The organism is Pseudomonas sp. UC 17F4 (genome assembly GCF_900101695.1).
Classification (GTDB): Bacteria; Pseudomonadota; Gammaproteobacteria; order Pseudomonadales; family Pseudomonadaceae; genus Aquipseudomonas.
In genome coordinates this window covers 5,382,488-5,400,058 of the sequence record NZ_FNKV01000001.1, presented here as the reverse complement: position 1 = coordinate 5,400,058, position 17,571 = coordinate 5,382,488, and the positions used below count along the sequence as shown (strand labels likewise).

General features: G+C 64.8%; 16 protein-coding genes. 8 read left to right on the top strand and 8 right to left on the bottom strand.

All coding sequences use genetic code 11. The annotated features are described in order from the left end of the window. Window positions 1-42: 42 nt before the first annotated feature. From BLR26_RS24655 to ydcS, 8 genes are all read right to left on the bottom strand, one after another. Window positions 43-375 (bottom strand): type II toxin-antitoxin system HicB family antitoxin, encoded by a 333-nt coding sequence (locus tag BLR26_RS24655; protein WP_093386790.1) that lies wholly within the window; start codon window positions 373-375, stop codon window positions 43-45. Beyond that, complete coding sequence (locus BLR26_RS24650) at window positions 372-626, bottom strand: type II toxin-antitoxin system HicA family toxin (RefSeq protein WP_093386785.1); 255 nt, start codon at window positions 624-626, stop codon at window positions 372-374. The genes BLR26_RS24655 and BLR26_RS24650 overlap by 4 nt, the downstream gene beginning before the upstream one ends. Before the next feature lie 85 nt (window positions 627-711). Continuing rightward, the gene (locus BLR26_RS24645) at window positions 712-2,574 is read right to left on the bottom strand and encodes an NAD(P)-binding protein (protein ID WP_093386780.1); all 1,863 of its coding nucleotides are present in this window, start codon (window positions 2,572-2,574) and stop codon (window positions 712-714) included. A 13-nt stretch (window positions 2,575-2,587) separates the two neighbouring features. Further along, window positions 2,588-4,012, bottom strand: coding sequence for a gamma-aminobutyraldehyde dehydrogenase (locus BLR26_RS24640; protein WP_045193689.1), 1,425 nt, complete (start codon window positions 4,010-4,012; stop codon window positions 2,588-2,590). An 18-nt stretch (window positions 4,013-4,030) separates the two neighbouring features. Beyond that, the gene (locus tag BLR26_RS24635; RefSeq protein WP_093386775.1) at window positions 4,031-4,837 is read right to left on the bottom strand and encodes an ABC transporter permease; all 807 of its coding nucleotides are present in this window, start codon (window positions 4,835-4,837) and stop codon (window positions 4,031-4,033) included. Further along, window positions 4,827-5,765, bottom strand: a complete 939-nt coding sequence (locus BLR26_RS24630) for an ABC transporter permease (protein ID WP_093386770.1) — start codon at window positions 5,763-5,765, stop codon at window positions 4,827-4,829. Before BLR26_RS24630 ends, BLR26_RS24635 begins: the two co-directional genes overlap by 11 nt. A 1-nt stretch (window position 5,766) precedes the next feature. Then, complete coding sequence (locus BLR26_RS24625; RefSeq protein WP_093386765.1) at window positions 5,767-6,807, bottom strand: ABC transporter ATP-binding protein; 1,041 nt, start codon at window positions 6,805-6,807, stop codon at window positions 5,767-5,769. Window positions 6,808-6,879: 72 nt separating this feature from the next. Further along, the gene (gene ydcS, locus BLR26_RS24620; protein WP_045193682.1) at window positions 6,880-8,031 is read right to left on the bottom strand and encodes a putative ABC transporter substrate-binding protein YdcS; all 1,152 of its coding nucleotides are present in this window, start codon (window positions 8,029-8,031) and stop codon (window positions 6,880-6,882) included. 152 nt (window positions 8,032-8,183) lie between these two features. Between ydcS and BLR26_RS24615 the strand changes: the two genes are divergently transcribed. The 8 genes from BLR26_RS24615 to BLR26_RS24580 all read left to right on the top strand — a co-directional run bounded on the left by BLR26_RS24615 (window position 8,184) and on the right by BLR26_RS24580 (window position 17,475). After that, window positions 8,184-8,903 (top strand): tellurite resistance TerB family protein, encoded by a 720-nt coding sequence (locus tag BLR26_RS24615; protein WP_093386762.1) that lies wholly within the window; start codon window positions 8,184-8,186, stop codon window positions 8,901-8,903. Between the two features lie 130 nt (window positions 8,904-9,033). Next, window positions 9,034-10,656, top strand: a complete 1,623-nt coding sequence (locus tag BLR26_RS24610; protein WP_093386756.1) for a methyl-accepting chemotaxis protein — start codon at window positions 9,034-9,036, stop codon at window positions 10,654-10,656. 7 nt (window positions 10,657-10,663) lie between these two features. Next, a complete protein-coding gene (locus BLR26_RS24605) occupies window positions 10,664-11,194 on the top strand; it encodes a chemotaxis protein CheW (RefSeq protein ID WP_045193678.1) in 531 nt (176 codons plus the stop codon). After that, a complete protein-coding gene (locus BLR26_RS24600) occupies window positions 11,191-12,465 on the top strand; it encodes a CheR family methyltransferase (protein WP_093386751.1) in 1,275 nt (424 codons plus the stop codon). The genes BLR26_RS24605 and BLR26_RS24600 overlap by 4 nt, the downstream gene beginning before the upstream one ends. Beyond that, the gene (locus BLR26_RS24595) at window positions 12,462-13,127 is read left to right on the top strand and encodes a chemotaxis protein CheW (RefSeq protein WP_045193675.1); all 666 of its coding nucleotides are present in this window, start codon (window positions 12,462-12,464) and stop codon (window positions 13,125-13,127) included. The genes BLR26_RS24600 and BLR26_RS24595 overlap by 4 nt, the downstream gene beginning before the upstream one ends. After that, window positions 13,124-15,409, top strand: coding sequence for a hybrid sensor histidine kinase/response regulator (locus BLR26_RS24590; protein ID WP_093386745.1), 2,286 nt, complete (start codon window positions 13,124-13,126; stop codon window positions 15,407-15,409). Before BLR26_RS24595 ends, BLR26_RS24590 begins: the two co-directional genes overlap by 4 nt. Next, the gene (locus BLR26_RS24585; RefSeq protein ID WP_045193672.1) at window positions 15,406-16,419 is read left to right on the top strand and encodes a chemotaxis response regulator protein-glutamate methylesterase; all 1,014 of its coding nucleotides are present in this window, start codon (window positions 15,406-15,408) and stop codon (window positions 16,417-16,419) included. Before BLR26_RS24590 ends, BLR26_RS24585 begins: the two co-directional genes overlap by 4 nt. Window positions 16,420-16,470: 51 nt before the next feature. Then, window positions 16,471-17,475, top strand: a complete 1,005-nt coding sequence (locus BLR26_RS24580) for a response regulator (protein WP_045193671.1) — start codon at window positions 16,471-16,473, stop codon at window positions 17,473-17,475. The last annotated feature ends 96 nt before the right edge of the window (window positions 17,476-17,571 follow it).

Here is a 17,571-nt window from a genome sequence, read left to right as displayed (position 1 = left end):
CCCACAGGTTCGGCGTACATAAACCCTCTGTGGGAGCGGGCCTTAGGCATGTGCGGCCTGGCTCAACACATCGCTGACCCACTGGTTGATGCTCTTGTCTGCCAACTCAGCTTTTTGCGCGACGCTGGCATGCAGCGTCGGCTCAAGGCGCAAGCTCAATTTCCCCGAGTAAGCTTTCTGTGGTTCACGTCCCAGGCGCGCGCAGGTATCAAGGTAGTCATCCACGGCTTCTTCGAAGGCGCTGCGCAACTGCGGGACCGATTGCGCGTGAAAGCCGATCACATCGCGTATACCGGCGACATGGCCGATCAGCAATTGGTCTTCATCGCTGTATTCAATACGGGCGGCGTAGCCCTTGTAGTTCATGACATTCATGGGGTCACTCCTGCCTGTTCCAGAAAGTACCGCGCATCGCGGATCTGATAAGGCTTGGCATCTTTATCCGGATGAGGGCGATGGAACGTCGCGATCACACCATTGAGTTCAAAGCGCACGCGTGAACCTCTGCCTTCGATTACCCGGGCTCCCGCACCGACCAACAAAGATTCGATGCGAGCCCATTCCAGATTGCCGGGTATCGGTTTGCTGAAGATTGACTTCAGCGTACTGCGCTGATGATTATTCATGGTATCAGATTATGATACCGTCTGCGATGCAGCAATGGGATGTCCGTAGGGCGAAGCCTTTATGGATGAAGGAGGTTTCCTGGATTTAGCCCAGTTCCCCCACCGCACGCCACGCCTCATCAATCGCCGCATGGGCATAGGCGCTCCAGGCCGCGTCCGAGTTGGCGATGCTGACCTTGCCCACGGGCTGGCGCGCCAGCTCCATCCACTGCTCGATCTGCGCCGGGTCGTCGTAGAGGGTATTGGTGGAGCAGGCATAACCATGGGGCCAGCGGTTGACCGTGATCGCCAGGATGTCCTTGTTGTGGTCAAAGCCACCAGGACCCAGCATGCGTTGCAATTGCTCGCGCAGCTGGCTTTCCAGTACCTCGAATGAGGTGCCGTACAGGCGCCCGCGTCCGGCACGGGCCTGGTCGCGGCTGTTCATGCCGCTGTCGGGGCTGGTCGGGACAAACACCATGTGCAGGCCGATGGGCTGCGCCGGATCGCGTGGATGCTCGTAGCCGCCGAGGCTCACCGGGTAGTCGAGCTTGATCCGGCTGTAGGGCTGGGTGGCGGCGTAGATCTCGTGCACGCCAAGCTTCTGGAACGCTTGCCAGTTGCGCACGATGACCTTGGTGTACACCAGCGGGAACTTGACGTTCTGGCTCAGGGCGTGGGCCTGTTCGGCCGACAGGTCGCGCAGCAGGTAGGGGATCATCATGTTGTAGCAGGCCAGGACGCAGTGCTTGGCGCGCACCTTGGCCAGTTGCCCGGCGCGGCTGTAGCCGACATCGACCCCACCCACGACGTTGCGCACGCTCACCGCCGTGCTGTTCAGGCGCAGGCGCAGCGGTTGCCCGGCGCGGTCGAGCTGGCTGTAGTCGAAATTGGCGAGGACGATGTCTTCCATGCTCTGGCCCGGCGCCACCGATGGCACCAGGCTGCGGACCAGCAGGCGTGCCACTGACGCATTACCGTCGGGGAAGTGGTAGATGTAGGGCTCTTCCATCTCCGCCTTGGCTTCCTCGCTGAGCGGCGCCAGGTTCATCGCGGCAAAGCCCGGGAAGCCGACAGAGTAGGCGTCGGCAGCGGCGACGGCATCGATGCCCACGGCCATGAAGTCGTTGGTGCGGCCCTGGAAGTACTTGACCGCCCTGGCCGACAGGCCGACGTCCTTGAGCAGGAAGTCGCGGTAGCTGGTGCGCTCCAGATAGGCCGTCTTGTCCTCCAGCGACTTGCCGGCCAGGTAGTCGCGCGGCGCCTGGTGCAGGTCGATCAGCGCCTTGCGGTCGCTTGCGGGCAGGGGGAAGTCATTGATGAAATCGGCAATCGGGCGGGCGTTGAGCTGGCTCGGGGCGATGTCGTCGGCGACCATCGGCGTCGGGTCGCCAGTGACCAGCTTGTCTTCGCCGAAGGTTTCCTGGTCGAAGAACACCGCGCGCGACAGGCCCAGGTCGGGGTAGAAGCTGCGGTCAAAGGCGGTCTCGAAACGCTTGATATCGACGCCAAGCTTTTGCAGCAGGCCGTTGACCTCCTTGCTGTACAGATGGTTGGGCGACTGCAAGGCTTCACTGCCGCCATAACCGAGGATCATCCGCCCACCGGCGCTGAACTCGTTGCGCTTGGCGTGGCCGCCGAAATCGTCGTGGTTCTCGAGGATCAGGATCTTCGCGGCGGGATGTTTCTCGCGATAGAAGAACGCCGCCGCCAGGCCGCTGATGCCGCCGCCGACCACCACCAGGTCGTATTCCTCGCTGATCGGCAGGGCGTCGGTGGCGAAGGTCTTTTTCTCCCAGCCCATCTGGTGCGCAACTTCGAAGGCGCCGACATGGCTGCCACGCAAACCGGTCAAGGCCGGTGGGTAATAGCGCCCGCTGGGGGCCGCCTGAAGCAGTTGCAGCGGGGTCAGGCCCGCTGCGACGCCGATGGCGACTCCGTTGATGAAGTCGCGTCGGGTGATTTCCATGGGTGTCCTTACCTTAATGTTTGAACATCACATGCCGGACGCAGGTGTAGTCCTCCAGCCCGTACATGGACATATCCTTGCCATAGCCAGACAGTTTCTGACCGCCATGGGGCATTTCGCTGACCAGCATAAAGTGCGTGTTGACCCAGGTACAGCCGTACTGCAGGCGCGCCGAAACGCGATGGGCACGGCCGACGTCGGCGGTCCACAGCGACGACGCCAGGCCGTAGTCGGAATCGTTGGCCCAGGCCAGGGCCTGCGCTTCATCGTCGAAACGGGTTACCGAGACCACCGGCCCGAACACCTCGCGGCGGACGATCTCGTCATCCTGCTGGGCATCGGCCAGCACCGTAGGTTCGAAAAAGAAACCGTCACCGGCCACCGCCTTGCCACCGGTGACCAGGCGAATATGCGGCTGGGCAATCGCCCGTTCGACCATGGCCGCCACCCGGTCGCGGTGCTGGGCGGTGATCAGCGGGCCGAGCTCGGTGTCCGGGTCGTTCTGCAGGCCATGCTTGATGCTGGCCACGGCCTTGCCGAGCTTTTCGACGAATTGCTCGTAGATGCCGCTTTGGGCATAGATGCGGCAGGCGGCGGTGCAGTCCTGGCCGGCATTGTAGAAGCCGAAGGTGCGGATGCCGTCGACCGCGGCGTCGATATCGGCATCATCAAAAATGATCACCGGGGCCTTGCCGCCCAGTTCCATGTGCATGCGCTTCACGCTGTCGGCGGTGCTGGCGATGATGTTGGCGCCGGTTGGGATCGAGCCGGTCAGCGACACCATGCGCACTTTCGGGTGGGTCACCAGCGGCGTGCCGACGCTCGGCCCGCGACCGAAAAGAATGTTCAGCACGCCGGCCGGCAACAGCTCGCTGGCAAGTTCTGCCAGGCGCAGCGCAGTCAGCGGCGTTTGCTCCGACGGCTTGAGCACCACGGTGTTGCCGGCGGCCAGCGCCGGGGCGATCTTCCAGGCAACCATCATCAGCGGGTAGTTCCACGGCGCGATCGAGGCGACCACGCCCAGCGGGTCACGACGGGTCATCGAGGTATGCCCCGGCAGGTATTCACCGGCAGCCGAGCCGCCCAGACAGCGGCTGGCACCGGCAAAAAAGCGGAACACATCGGCGATCGCCGGGATCTCGTCATTGAGCGCAGCGGCATAGGGCTTGCCGCAGTTGTCCGACTCCAGGCGGGCCAGCTCTTCGCCGTGGGCCTCGATGGCGTCGGCAAGTTTGAGCAGCAACAGCGAACGCTCTTTGGGCGTGGTCTGCGACCAGCTGTCGAAGGCACGGTCGGCGGCGCGCACGGCAGCATCGACCTGGGCCTCGCTGGCCTCGTTGACTTCCACCAGCACGCTGCCCAGCGCCGGGTTGAGCACCGCGTAGCCTGCGCCTTCGCCGTCCACCAGTTGGCCGTTGATTAACAGTCGGGTTTGCATGGTCCAGTCCTCCAGGAGTTATTTGCCGCTGCCGGCTACGCTTTCGCCGCCGCGGGTCAGGTAATAGGCGCCGAGGATCGGCAGCATGGTCACCAGCATCACCAGCATGGCCACTACGTTGGTGACCGGCACATCGCGCGGCCGGCTTAACTGGTTGAGCAGCCAGATTGGCAGGGTGCGCTCGTGGCCTGCGGTGAAGGTGGTGACGATGATTTCATCGAACGACAAGGCAAAGGCCAGCATGCCGCCGGCCAGCAGTGCCGAGCCGAGGTTGGGCAAAACGATGTAGCGAAAGGTCTGCCAGCCGTCGGCGCCCAGGTCCATCGACGCCTCGATCAGGCTCTGCGAGGTGCGCCGCAGGCGGGCGATGACGTTGTTGTAGACGATCACCACGCAAAAGGTGGCGTGGCCGACGACGATGGTGAAAATGCCCGGCTCGATCCCCAGGGTCTTGAATGCCGAGAGCAGGGCGATGCCGGTGATGATCCCGGGCAGGGCGATGGGCAAAATCAGCATCAGCGAGATGCTCTCCTTGCCGAAAAAGCTGCGCCGGTACAGCGCCGCCGAGGCCAGGGTGCCGAGCACCAGGGCGATCAGCGTCGCCAGGCAGGCGACCTGCAGCGACAGTTTGATCGACTCCAGCACGTCCGGGCGCGCAAACGCCACGCTGAACCACTTCAGGGTCAAGCCCTGGGGCGGAAAGCTGAAGGCGGCGTCCTCGGTGTTGAAGGCATAGAGGACGATGATCAGGATCGGGAAGTGCAGGAACACCAGCCCGCCCCAGGCCGCCAGGCGCAGGCCGATCGAGGCGCGTTCAGAGTGCATCGAAGGCCCCCAGGCGTTTGACTATGGTCAGGTACACGGCAATCAGCACGATCGGCACCAGGGTAAAGGCGGCGGCCATGGGCATGTTGCCGATGGCGCCCTGCTGGGCATAGACCATGCTGCCAATGAAGTAGCCGGGCGGGCCGACCAGTTGCGGGACGATAAAGTCGCCCAGGGTCAGCGAGAAGGTGAAGATCGAGCCTGCGGCTATGCCAGGTACCGACAGCGGCAGGATTACCTGCATGAAGGTCTGCCGCGGCCGCGCGCCAAGGTCTGCCGAGGCTTGCAGCAGTGATGGCGGCAGGCGTTCCAGCGAAGCCTGGATCGGCAGGATCATGAACGGCAGCCAGATGTACACGAACACCAGGAAGCGCCCCAGGTGCGAGGTCGACAGGGTGCTGCCGCCGACCCCGGGAATACCGAGGATGAACTGCAGCACCGGCCCCAGGTTGAGTTGCTGGACGAACCACTGGGCCACGCCGCCCTTGGCCAGCAGCAGGGTCCAGGCGTAGGCCTTGACGATGTAGCTGGCCCACATCGGCATCATCACCGCGATATAAAAGAACGCTTTGGTCTTGCCGCTGGTGTAGCGGGCCATGTAGTAGGCGATGGGGAAGGCCAGCACGGCGCTAGCCAGCGACACGGCGATGGCCATGCCCAGGGTGCGCAGGATGATGTCGAAGTTCGATGGGTTGAACAGCGCAGCGAAGTTGCCCAGGGTCAGGTCAGGGGTGACCGCCATGGTGAAGTCGTCGAAGGTGTAGAAACCCTGCCACAGCAGGCTCAGCAGCGACCCCAGGTAGATCGCGCCAAACCACAGCAGCGGCGGCACCAGCAGCAGCGCCAGGTACAGGTTGGGGCGCCGATAGAGCAGGGTAGAGAAGCGCCGCATGACGCCCGGCGCGCTGTTTGCCAGAGCCTGGGTCATTTCAGTGGCCCTCGCCGGGCACGGTTTCCTGCAACGCCGTCATCGCCTCGCGGGCCCAGCGTGCCTGCAGGCGCTGGCCGGGCTGCCAGGGCGCGGCGTGTTCCTGCCACTGGTTGTTGGCCTGGCTGATGCTCAGCAACTGGCCGTTGTCCAGCTGCAGCTCGTAGCGGGTGGCGCTGCCCTGGTACTGGATATCGTGGAGCAGGCCGCTGACCTGGATTTCGTTGCTGGCCGCTGGCTGGTCGCCAAGGCGGATGTGTTCCGGGCGGATCGAGAACGGCAGCTGGCTGCCATTGAGCTGCTGCGCCAATGCGCCGCGCAGCACATTCGAGGTGCCGACGAACTCGGCGACGAAAGTGGTCGCCGGCTTCATGTACAGGTTGCGTGGAGTGTCGACCTGCTCGATGCGGCCGCGGTTGAACACCGCGACGCGGTCCGACATCGACAGCGCCTCGGTCTGGTCATGGGTGACAAAGATGAAGGTGATGCCCAATTGGCGCTGCAGCTTTTTCAGCTCGCCCTGCATTTGCTCGCGCAGTTTCAGGTCCAGCGCTCCCAGCGGTTCATCGAGCAGCAGCACCCGCGGGCGATTGACCAGCGCCCGCGCCAGGGCCACGCGCTGGCGCTGGCCGCCAGACAGTTGCACCGGCTTGCGCTGGCCATAGCCGCCCAGGGCAACCATGACCAGGGCCTCTTCGGCGCGGGCATGGCGTTCGGCCTTGGCCACGCCCTTGACCTTGAGGCCATAGGCGACGTTGTCGCGCACGTTCATGTGCGGGAACAGCGCGTAGTCCTGGAACACCGTGTTGACGTCGCGCTGGTAGGGCGGCAACCCCGCCGCCTCTTCACCGTGGATGCGGATCGACCCGGCACTGGGTTGCTCGAAGCCTGCAATCAGGCGCAGGCAGGTGGTCTTGCCCGACCCCGAGGGGCCGAGCATCGAGAAGAACTCACCGTCGTGGATGTCGATCGACACCTGGTCAACCGCCCTGACCTCGCCAAAGGTGCGCGAGACATTGGTGAACTGCACTGCAAGGGTCATGGTGCGAAGCTCCAGCAAGAGGGAGCAAGCCCGCGTCTTCAGGTGGGAACGGGCTTGCCCCGCGACAGGGCCCTAACGGCCGCCCATGATCGCAATATAGTCCTGGGTCCAGCGGCTATAGGGCACGAACTTGCCCCCTTCGGCCTGCGGGGTCTTCCAGAAGGCGATCTTGTCGAACTGGTCGAAACCATTGGTCTTGCAGCCCTCGGCGCCGAGCAGTTCGCTGCCGCTGCAGGCCGCCGGCACCGCGGGCAGCGAGCCGAACCAGGCCGCTACGTCGCCCTGGACCTTGGGCTGCAGCGACCAGTCCATCCACTTGTAGGCGCAGTTGGGGTGCTTGGCCTCGCTGTGCAGCATGGTGGTGTCGGCCCAGCCGGTGGCGCCTTCCTTGGGAATGGTCGAGGCCACCGGCTGTTTGTCGGCTTGCAGGCCGTTGACCATGTAGCCCCAGGAACTGGAGGCGACCACGCCCTCGTTCTTGACGTCACTCATCTGCACCGTGGCATCGTGCCAGTAACGGTGGATCAGCGGATGTTGCTGGCGCAGCAGGTCGAGCACCGCTTGGTACTGGGTTTCGTTCAGTTCATAGGGGTTGTGGATGCCCAGTTCAGGTTTGGCCGACTTCAGGTACAGCGCCGCATCGGCGATGTAGATCGGCCCGTCGTAGGCCTGCACCCGGCCCTTGTTGGGCTTGCCGTCGGGCAGCTCCTGCGGCTCGAAAACCACGCTCCAGCTGGTCGGCGCCTGCTTGAACACCTCGGTGTTGTACAGCAGCACGTTCGGACCCCATTGGTAGGGCGTGCCGTACACCTGTTGGTTGACCACGTACCAGGCGCCGTCCTTGAGCCGCGGGTCGAGGTTCTTCCAGTTGGGGATCAGCGCGGTGTTGATCGGCTGCACGCGCTTGCCGGCGATCAGGCGCAGCGAGGCGTCACCGGAGGCGGTGACCAGGTCGTAACCGCCCTTGGTCATCAGGCTGACCATCTCGTCGGAGGTGGCGGCGGTCTTGACGCTGACCTTGCAGCCGGTGTCCTTCTCGAAGCCGGTCACCCAGTCGTAGGCCTTGTCGCTTTCACCGCGCTCGATGTAACCCGGCCAGGCGACGATATCCAGCTGGCCTTCGCCGGCGCCCACGGCTTTCAGGGGTTCGGCGGCCTGCAGGCTGGCGCTGGCCAGCAGGGCGGTGCTCAGGGCGCAGAGCGTGGCGGTCTTGTGCACGAACATGGTGTTCCCTCTTGTTGGAATTATCTCGGGGCGGTGAAAGTGCAGGTATAGCTGGTTTAAGCGTAGGCAACATCTGGAAGCAAATGCATTCAGCTTCGCTTCAGCCTGCGGCAGTACTCTTTGGGCTTCTTTCCTCCCCATGGAGATGCCCCATGAACACCCGCGGCTTGCTTGATCAACTGCTCAAATCCGGCCAGGACCTGCTGCAGAACCAGGGCGGCAAAAGCCCTGCCGGCAAATCCGGCGGCCTTGGCGACCTGCTCGGCGGCAAGGGCGGTGGTGGCCTGGGCAGCCTGCTCTCCGGTGCCGGCGGCGGTGCTCTGGCGGCAGGGGCGATGGGCTTGCTGATGGGCAACAAAAAGGCTCGCAAGTACGGCGGCAAGGCCCTGACCTACGGCGGCCTGGCGGCCCTCGGGGTGATCGCCTACAAGGCCTACGGCAACTGGCAGGCCAAGCAGGGCACTGCGGTGCAGGGTGAGCCGCAAACCCTCGACCGCCTGCCGCCGGCCCAGGTCGAGCAGCACAGCCAGGCGATCCTCAAGGCGCTGGTGGCAGCGGCCAAGTCCGATGGCCATGTCGATGACCGCGAGCGGGCGCTGATCGAGGGCGAATTCGTCAAGCTGTCCAGCGACCAGGAACTGCAACACTGGCTGCACGCCGAGCTGAACAAACCGCTGGACCCGGCCGACGTCGCCCGCGCCGCCAGCACCCCGGAAATGGCCGCCGAAATGTACATCGCCAGTGTCATGCTGGTGGACGAGGAGCATTTCATGGAGCGTGCCTACCTGGACGAACTGGCGCGCCAGCTCAAGCTTGACCCGGCGCTCAAGAGCGAGCTGGAAAACCAGGTAAAACTTGCTGCCAGTCAATGAAACCGGGCTAATGGCCAGTATCTAGCCCGTTTGGCCCGATCCAGCCGTTAAGTCAGCCGCAAAAGCGCGCAGCCGCTGGGCTATACTCTGCCCATTTTTCCTGCTCGCGTAGAACACTTGAGGGCTGACTGTGAAAAACTGGACCTTGCGCCAACGGATCCTGGCGAGCTTCGCCGTGATTATCGCCATCATGTCGCTGATGGTGGTCGCTGCCTATTCGCGACTGGTGGCCATAGAGTCCGGCGAGGAAGCGGTGCGAACCGACAGCATCCCCGGGGTCTACTACAGCTCCATGATCCGCAGTGCCTGGGTCGACAGCTATGTACTGACCCAGCAGCTGGTGGGCCTGAGTGACCATCGCGAGCTCACCTCGGCCGACATGGAGCTGTACAAGGGCTTTGAAGAACGCCTCAAACAGCACATGGCCAGCTACCAGGCGACCATTCGCGAGAAGGACGACCAGGCCAGCTTCGACCAGTTCGGCCAGCTCGAAGCGGGCTACCTGAAAGCGGTGGATAGCGTCCTGGAGGCCTACCGCAAGAAGGATTACCCCGAAGCCCGGCGCCTGCTCGCCGAGGTGCTGACCCCGGCCTGGGTCGATGGCCGCAAGCACCTGAACGGGGTGATCGAGCGCAACCGTCATTCGGCCGAATCCGCCACCGACTCCATCGTCAGCGCCGTGGCCACGGCCAAGTTCAGCATGATCGTCTCGCTGTTGCTGGCGATTGTCGCGGCAACCATCTGCGGCCTGGTGCTGATGCGCGCCATCACCGCACCGATGCAGCGTATCGTCCATGCCCTGGACAAGCTCAGCGGCGGCGACCTCAGCGTGCGCCTGAACCTGGATCGCAAGGATGAGTTCGGCGCGGTGGAAACCGGCTTCAACGAAATGATGGGCGAACTGACCAACCTGGTGTCCCAGGCCCAGCGCTCCTCGGTGCAGGTCACCACTTCGGTGACCGAGATTGCCGCCACCTCCAAGCAGCAACAGGCCACCGCCACCGAGACCGCCGCCACCACCACCGAAATCGGCGCCACTTCGCGGGAAATCGCCGCGACTTCCCGCGACCTGGTGCGGACCATGACCGAAGTGACCTCGGCCGCCGACCAGGCCTCGATCCTGGCCGGCTCCGGCCAGCAGGGCCTGGCGCGCATGGAAGAGACCATGCACCAGGTGATGGGCGCGGCCGATCTGGTCAACAACAAGCTGGCGATCCTCAACGAGAAGGCCGGCAACATCAACCAGGTGGTGGTGACCATCGTCAAGGTCGCCGACCAGACCAACCTGCTGTCGCTCAACGCCGCCATCGAGGCGGAAAAAGCCGGTGAGTACGGCCGTGGTTTCGCCGTGGTCGCCACTGAAGTGCGGCGCCTGGCCGACCAGACTGCCGTGGCTACCTACGACATCGAGCAGATGGTTCGCGAGATCCAGTCGGCGGTGTCGGCCGGGGTCATGGGCATGGACAAGTTCTCCGAAGAAGTACGCCGCGGCATGTTCGAGGTGCAGCAGGTCGGCGAGCAACTGACCCAGATCATTCACCAGGTCCAGGCCCTGGCGCCGCGGGTGTTGATGGTCAACGAAGGCATGCAGGCCCAGGCCACCGGCGCCGAACAGATCAACCACGCCCTGGCGCAGTTGGGCGATGCCAGCAGCCAGACGGTCGAATCGTTGCGCCAGGCCAGCTTTGCCATTGACGAACTGAGCCAGGTGGCCACCGGCCTGCGTGGCGGCGTGTCGCGGTTCAAAGTCTGACCTGCCGATGAACGACCTTCAGCCTCGCCGCAACCAGGATGCGGCCTCCCACGGCACCCTGTACCTGGTGTTTCGCATCGGCGACCAGCGCTTTGCCCTGGACGCCCATGAGGTCGCCGAAGTGCTGCCGCGCCTGCCGCTCAAGCCCATTGCCCAGACCCCGGCCTGGGTGGCCGGGGTGCTGGCGCATCGTGGCGCGCTGGTACCGGTGATCGACGTCGGCGCCTTGAGCTTCGGTTTGCCGGCGCCGGTGCGCACCAGCACGCGCCTGGTCCTGGTGCACTACCGTGCCGACCCGTTGCGCCCGCACTTGCGGCTGGGGCTGATCCTCGAACAGGCCACCGATACCCTGCGTTGCGACCCCGCCGAGTTCCAGCCCTATGGCCTGGACAACCAGCAGGCGCCTTACCTGGGGCCGGTGCGCGAGGATGCCCACGGTTTGCTGCAGTGCATCGGTGTACAGGACCTGCTCAGCGCCGAGGTGCGCCAGCTGTTGTTCCCGCCTGAGCTGGCGGCGAGCGACGAGGGCCTGGCATGAGTGGCGAACAGCGCTTCTTTCGCTTTTTGCAGGATCGGATCGGCCTGGATGTCGCCTCGGTCGGCGCAGCGATGGTCGAGCGCGCCTTGCGTCAGCGCTGCGCCACCCTCGAAGCCCGCGACCTGGATGACTACTGGCTGCGCCTGCAGCAGTCGAGCCAGGAGCAGCAGGCGCTGATCGAGGCGGTGATCGTCCCGGAAACCTGGTTCTTCCGTTATCCGGAGTCGTTCAACGCCCTGGTGACCCTGGCGCGCAAGCGCCTGGCCGAGCTCGGTGGCATGCGCCCGCTGCGCATCCTCAGCCTGCCGTGCTCGACCGGCGAAGAGCCGTATTCGATTGCCATGGCCCTGCTCGACGGCGGCTTTGCCGGGCACAGCTTTCGCGTCGACGCTATGGACATCAGCCCTAATTCGATTGATCGCGCCGAACAGGCGCTGTACGGGCGCAACTCGTTCCGTGGCTCGCACCTAGACTTTCGCGAGCGGCACTTCAGCGACAGCGACGAAGGCCAGCGCCTCGACGAGCGGGTTCGCCAGCAGGTCAAGCTGCAGGTCGGCAATGTCCTGGATCCGGCGCTCAAGGCCCGGGAGGGCAGTTACGATTTCGTGTTCTGCCGCAACCTGCTGATCTACTTCGACGTCCCCACCCAGCAGCGGGTGTTCGAGGTGCTCAAAAGCCTGATCCATGAGCAAGGTGTGCTGTTCATCGGCCCGGCCGAAGGCAGCCTGCTGGCGCGCATGGGCATGCGCCCGGTGGGCATTGCCCAATCCTTTGCCTACGTACGCCAGGCTGAAATGCAGCCGGCGCCGCCGAGCAAGCCGTTGGCGATCCCTTTGCCGTTGACAGTGCCGGTGACGGCGGCCAGCGTGCCGCGCCCGGCGTCGGCGCCGCTGACAGTCCGCAAGCTCAAGCCGATTGCGCCGCCGCCGGCGAAGCCCGCCGCGCAGGATGCGGCCAGCCAATTGCTGGCGCAGATCGCCCAACTGGCCAATGCCGGCAGCAGCACCGAGGCCCAGGCCGCGTGTACCCGCTACTTGCAGCAGTATCCGCCCACTGCCCAGGTGTTCTACTGGCTGGGCTTGCTCAGTGATACCGCCGGCGACAGCGGCGAAGCCCTGAGCCATTACCGCAAGGCGCTGTACCTTGACCCCCAGCATCCGGAGGCACTGGTGCACCTGGCCGCGCTGCTGGCTTCGCAAGGTGATGTCGCAGGCGCCCGGCGCCTGCAGGAACGGGCCGCACGGCGCGCTGACCGGGAGTCTGAGCAATGATGGGTGACAACGACGTGCAACTGGTCGCCAGTGACGCCGCCAGCATCGACGATTGCTGGAACCGTATCGGCGTACACGGCGACAAGAGCTGCCCGCTGCTTGATGAACATATTCACTGCCGCAACTGCGACGTCTATGCCGCTGCAGCGACGCGCCTGCTGGACCGCTATTCGTTGTCTCAGGAAGCCCACGAGCAGAGCGAGGCGCCTGAGCAAGCCAGCAGTGGCCGCTCATTGCTGCTGTTTCGCCTGGGCGAGGAGTGGCTGGCGCTGGCCACCCGCTGCCTGGTCGAGGTTGCGCCGCTGCAGCAGGTGCATTCCCTGCCACACCAGCGCTCGCGGGTGCTGCATGGCGTGGCCAATGTACGTGGCGCGCTGGTGCCCTGCCTGTCGCTGGGCGACCTGCTCGGCCTTGAAACCCAGGGTTCGGCGCCAACCTCGGCGCGGATCATGCCGCGCATGCTGATCATCGCCGCTGCCGGCGGCTCGGTGGTGGTCCAGGTCGATGAAGTGGACGGCATCCATGCTCTGGACCCCGTCCGTCTGGGGGCCGAGCAGGGCGAAACGCGTTTTACCGCAGCGGTGCTGCAATGGCGCGGACGCAGTGTTCGCGTGCTGGATGAAGACCAAGTGCTGTCTGCCGTGAACCGGAGCCTGTCATGACCCCAGAGCAAATGCGCGACGCCTCGTTGCTCGAGCTGTTCAGCCTGGAGGCCGAAGCCCAGACCCAGGTGCTCAGTGCCGGGTTGCTGGCGCTGGAGCGCAACCCGACCCAGGCCGACCAGCTTGAAGCGTGCATGCGCGCAGCCCATTCGCTCAAGGGCGCGGCGCGGATTGTCGGCGTCGATGCCGGGGTCAGCGTCGCCCATGTCATGGAAGACTGCCTGGTCGGCGCCCAGGAAGGCCGCTTGCTGCTGCGCCCGGAGCATATCGATGCGCTGTTGCAGGGCACCGACCTGCTGATGCGCATCGCCACGCCGGGCGATGCCAGTATCGATGCCGCGGTGCAGACCTTTCTGGTGCAGATGGCCGCGTTGCTCGACCCTGGTGCACCAGCAGCGCCTGCGATCGCAGCGCCGCCATTGCCGGAACCCGAGCCCGAACCCGAACCACTGGCGGTCGAGCTGCCAAGCGTTGACCCCGAGCCCGAGGTTGAAGCCGCGCCGGTGCGCAGCGGCAAACGCACGACCGAGGGCGGTGAGCGGGTCTTGCGGGTCACGGCCGAGCGCCTGAACAGCCTGCTCGACCTGTCGAGCAAATCGCTGGTCGAAACCCAGCGGCTCAAGCCTTACCTGGCCACCCTGCAGCGCCTCAAGCGCATGCACGGGCAAAGCATCCGTGCCCTCGACGGCCTCAAGCAGCAACTGGAAAGCAGCGGCCAGAGCGCCGAAGTCCAGGACGCTTTGGCCCAGGCCCAGCGTCTGCTCGGTGAGACCCAGCAAATTCTGTTGCAGCAAGCCTCTGATCTCGATGAGTTCGGCTGGCAGGCCAGCCAGCGCGCGCAGCTGCTTTACGACACCGCACTGGCCTGTCGCATGCGTCCGTTTGCCGATGTGCTGACCGGGCAAAGCCGCATGGTCCGTGACCTTGGTCGTTCGCTGGGCAAGCAGGTGCGCCTGGACATCGACGGCGAGAAAACTCAGGTCGACCGCGACGTACTGGAAAAGCTCGAAGCGCCCTTGACCCACCTGCTGCGCAATGCCGTCGATCACGGTATCGAATCGCCCGAGCGGCGCCTGGTGGGCGGCAAGCCCCTGGAAGGGCAGATCCGCCTGCGTGCCTCGCACCAGGCCGGCCTGCTGGTGCTTGAGATCAGCGACGATGGCGGCGGCGTCGACTTGGCACACTTGCGCCAGAGCATCGTCGAGCGCCAGTTGTCACCGGCCGAAACCGTGGCGCAGATGAGCGAGGCCGAGCTGCTGACCTTCCTGTTTTTGCCCGGTTTCAGCCTGCGTGACCGGGTTACCGAGGTGTCCGGGCGCGGTGTCGGCCTGGACGCCGTGCAGCACATGGTTCGCCAGTTGCGCGGCTCGATCGAGCTGACCCAGACCAGCGGCCAGGGCAGTTGCTTTCACCTCGAAGTGCCGCTGACCCTGTCGGTGGTGCGCAGCCTGGTGGTCGAGGTTGGCGCCGAAGCCTATGCCTTCCCGCTGGCACATATCGAACGCACCCTGGAGCTGCCGGCCGAGGCCATCGTGCAGATCGAGGGCCGCCAGCATTTCTGGCATGAGGGCCGGCATATCGGCCTGGTCGCGGCCAGCCAGTTGCTCAACCGTCCGCCAAGCCAGGGCGAAGGGCAGAGCATCAAGGTGGTGGTGATTCGCGAGCGCGACATGCTCTACGGCGTGGCAGTCGAGCGCCTGATCGGCGAACGGGTGCTGGTGGTGATGCCGCTGGACGCGCGCCTGGGCAAGGTCCAGGATATTTCCGCCGGGGCTTTGCTCGACGACGGCGCGGTGGTGCTGATCATCGATGTCGAAGACCTGCTGCGTTCGGTGGAAAAACTCCTCAGCACCGGCCGCCTGGAGCGTATCGAGCGCGGCCAGCGCAGCGTGCGCGAGGCGGCGCGCAAGCGCGTGCTGGTGGTCGACGACTCGCTGACCGTGCGCGAACTGCAGCGCAAGCTGCTGAGCAACAAGGGCTATGAAGTGGCCGTTGCGGTCGACGGCATGGACGGCTGGAACGCCTTGCGCAGCGAAGACTTCGACCTGCTGATCACCGACATCGACATGCCGCGCATGGACGGTATCGAACTGGTCACGCTGCTGCGGCGCGACAGCCGCCTGCAATCGCTGCCGGTGATGGTGGTGTCGTACAAAGACCGCGAAGAAGATCGTCGCCGTGGACTGGACGCCGGGGCCGACTACTATTTGGCAAAGGCCAGTTTTCACGATGATGCCTTGCTCGACGCCGTCGTCGAGCTGATCGGGGGAGCGCAGGGATGAAAATCGCCATCGTCAACGACATGCCCATGGCCGTGGAGGCCTTGCGCCGGGCGTTGGCATTCGAACCGGCCCATCAGGTGATCTGGGTCGCCAGCAATGGCGCCGATGCGGTCAAGCTGTGTGCCGAGCAGTTACCGGACCTGATCCTCATGGATTTGATCATGCCGGTCATGGATGGCGTCGAGGCCACCCGGCGGATCATGGCCGAGACGCCGTGCGCCATCGTGATCGTCACCGTCGACCGCCAGCAGAACGTCCACCGGGTGTTCGAGGCCATGGGCCATGGCGCCCTCGACGTAGTCGATACTCCGGCCCTTGGCGCCGGCGATCCGCGTGAGGCGGCAGCGCCGCTGCTGCGCAAGATCCTCAATATCGGCTGGCTGATCGGCCAGCAGCGCAGCACCCCGACCCGGGCCATGGCCGCGCCGGTGCGAGAAGCCGCGCAGCGCCAGGGCCTGGTTGCCATTGGCTCTTCGGCGGGCGGTCCGGCGGCCCTGGAAGTGCTGCTCAAGGGCTTGCCGCGCAGTTTTCCGGCGGCCATCGTGCTGGTCCAGCACGTTGACCAGGTGTTCGCCGCCGGCATGGCCGAATGGCTCAGCAGCGCCTCGGGCCTGGCGGTGCGCCTGGCCAGCGAAGGCGAGCCGCCGCAACCGGGGCAGGTGCTGCTGGCCGGCACCAACCACCACATTCGCCTGCTCAAGAACGGCAACCTGGCCTATACCGCTGAGCCGGTAAACGAAATCTACCGGCCCTCGATCGACGTATTTTTTGAAAGCGTGGCCCGCTACTGGCGCGGCGACGCGGTCGGCGTACTGCTCACCGGCATGGGGCGCGATGGCGCCCAGGGCCTGAAGCTGATGCGCCAACAGGGCTTTCTGACCATCGCCCAGGATCAGCAGAGCAGCGCGGTGTACGGCATGCCCAAGGCAGCCGCCGCGATAGACGCCGCCGTCGAAATTCGCCCTCTGGAGCGAATCGCCGCGCGATTGATGGAAATTTTTCCAAAATGACGATATGTATTGAGCCACGCCGGCTGGCCGGCAGTGACCAGGTGACAGCGCATGAATGATTTACCGCTCGACGGTTTTCCGACCATGAATGAAAATTCGGCAATGGTCCTCTTGGTCGACGATCAGGCAATGATCGGCGAAGCGGTGCGGCGTGGCCTGGCTCACGAAGAGAACATCGATTTCCACTTCTGCGCCGACCCGCACCAGGCGGTGGCCCAGGCTGTGCGCATCAAGCCCACGGTGATTCTCCAGGACCTGATCATGCCCGGCCTCGACGGCCTGACCCTGGTGCGCGAATACCGCAACAACCCGGCCACCCAGGACATCCCGATCATCGTCCTGTCGACCAAGGAGGACCCGCTGGTCAAGAGCGCCGCCTTTGCCGCCGGGGCCAACGACTACCTGGTGAAGCTGCCGGACAACATCGAGCTGGTGGCGCGTATCCGCTACCACTCGCGCTCCTACCTGACCCTGCTGCAGCGCGACGAGGCCTACCGCGCCCTGCGCGTCAGCCAGCAGCAGTTGCTCGACACCAACCTGGTGCTGCAGCGGCTGATGAACTCCGACGGCCTCACGGGGCTTTCCAACCGTCGCCACTTCGACGAGTACCTGGAGCTGGAATGGCGCCGGGCCATGCGCGAACAGGCGCAGCTGTCGTTGCTGATGATCGATGTCGACTATTTCAAGTCGTTCAACGACACCTTCGGCCACTTGGCCGGTGACGAAGCGCTGCGCAAGGTCGCCGAAGCCATTCGCGCCTCCTGCGCCCGCCCCAGCGACCTGCCGGCCCGTTACGGTGGCGAGGAATTCGCCCTGGTGCTGCCCAACACCTCGCCGGGTGGCGCCCGCCTGGTGGCGGAAAAACTGCGCCAGACCGTGGCGGCGATGAACATCGCCCATACCATGCCCAATGCCGACTCGGTGCTCACCGTGAGTATCGGCCTGGCGACCCTTACCCCGGGCATCGGCAGCCATTGCCGGCAACTGATTTCGGCAGCGGACAAAGGCCTGTACCTGGCCAAGAACAACGGCCGTAACCAGGTCGGGGTGGATTGACGGTAGCTACAAGCGGCAAGCTTCAAGCGGCAAGAAAAAACCTGGCGCCGGGTTTTTCTCCGGCCTCTTGTCGCTTGTAGCTTGCCGCTTGAAGCT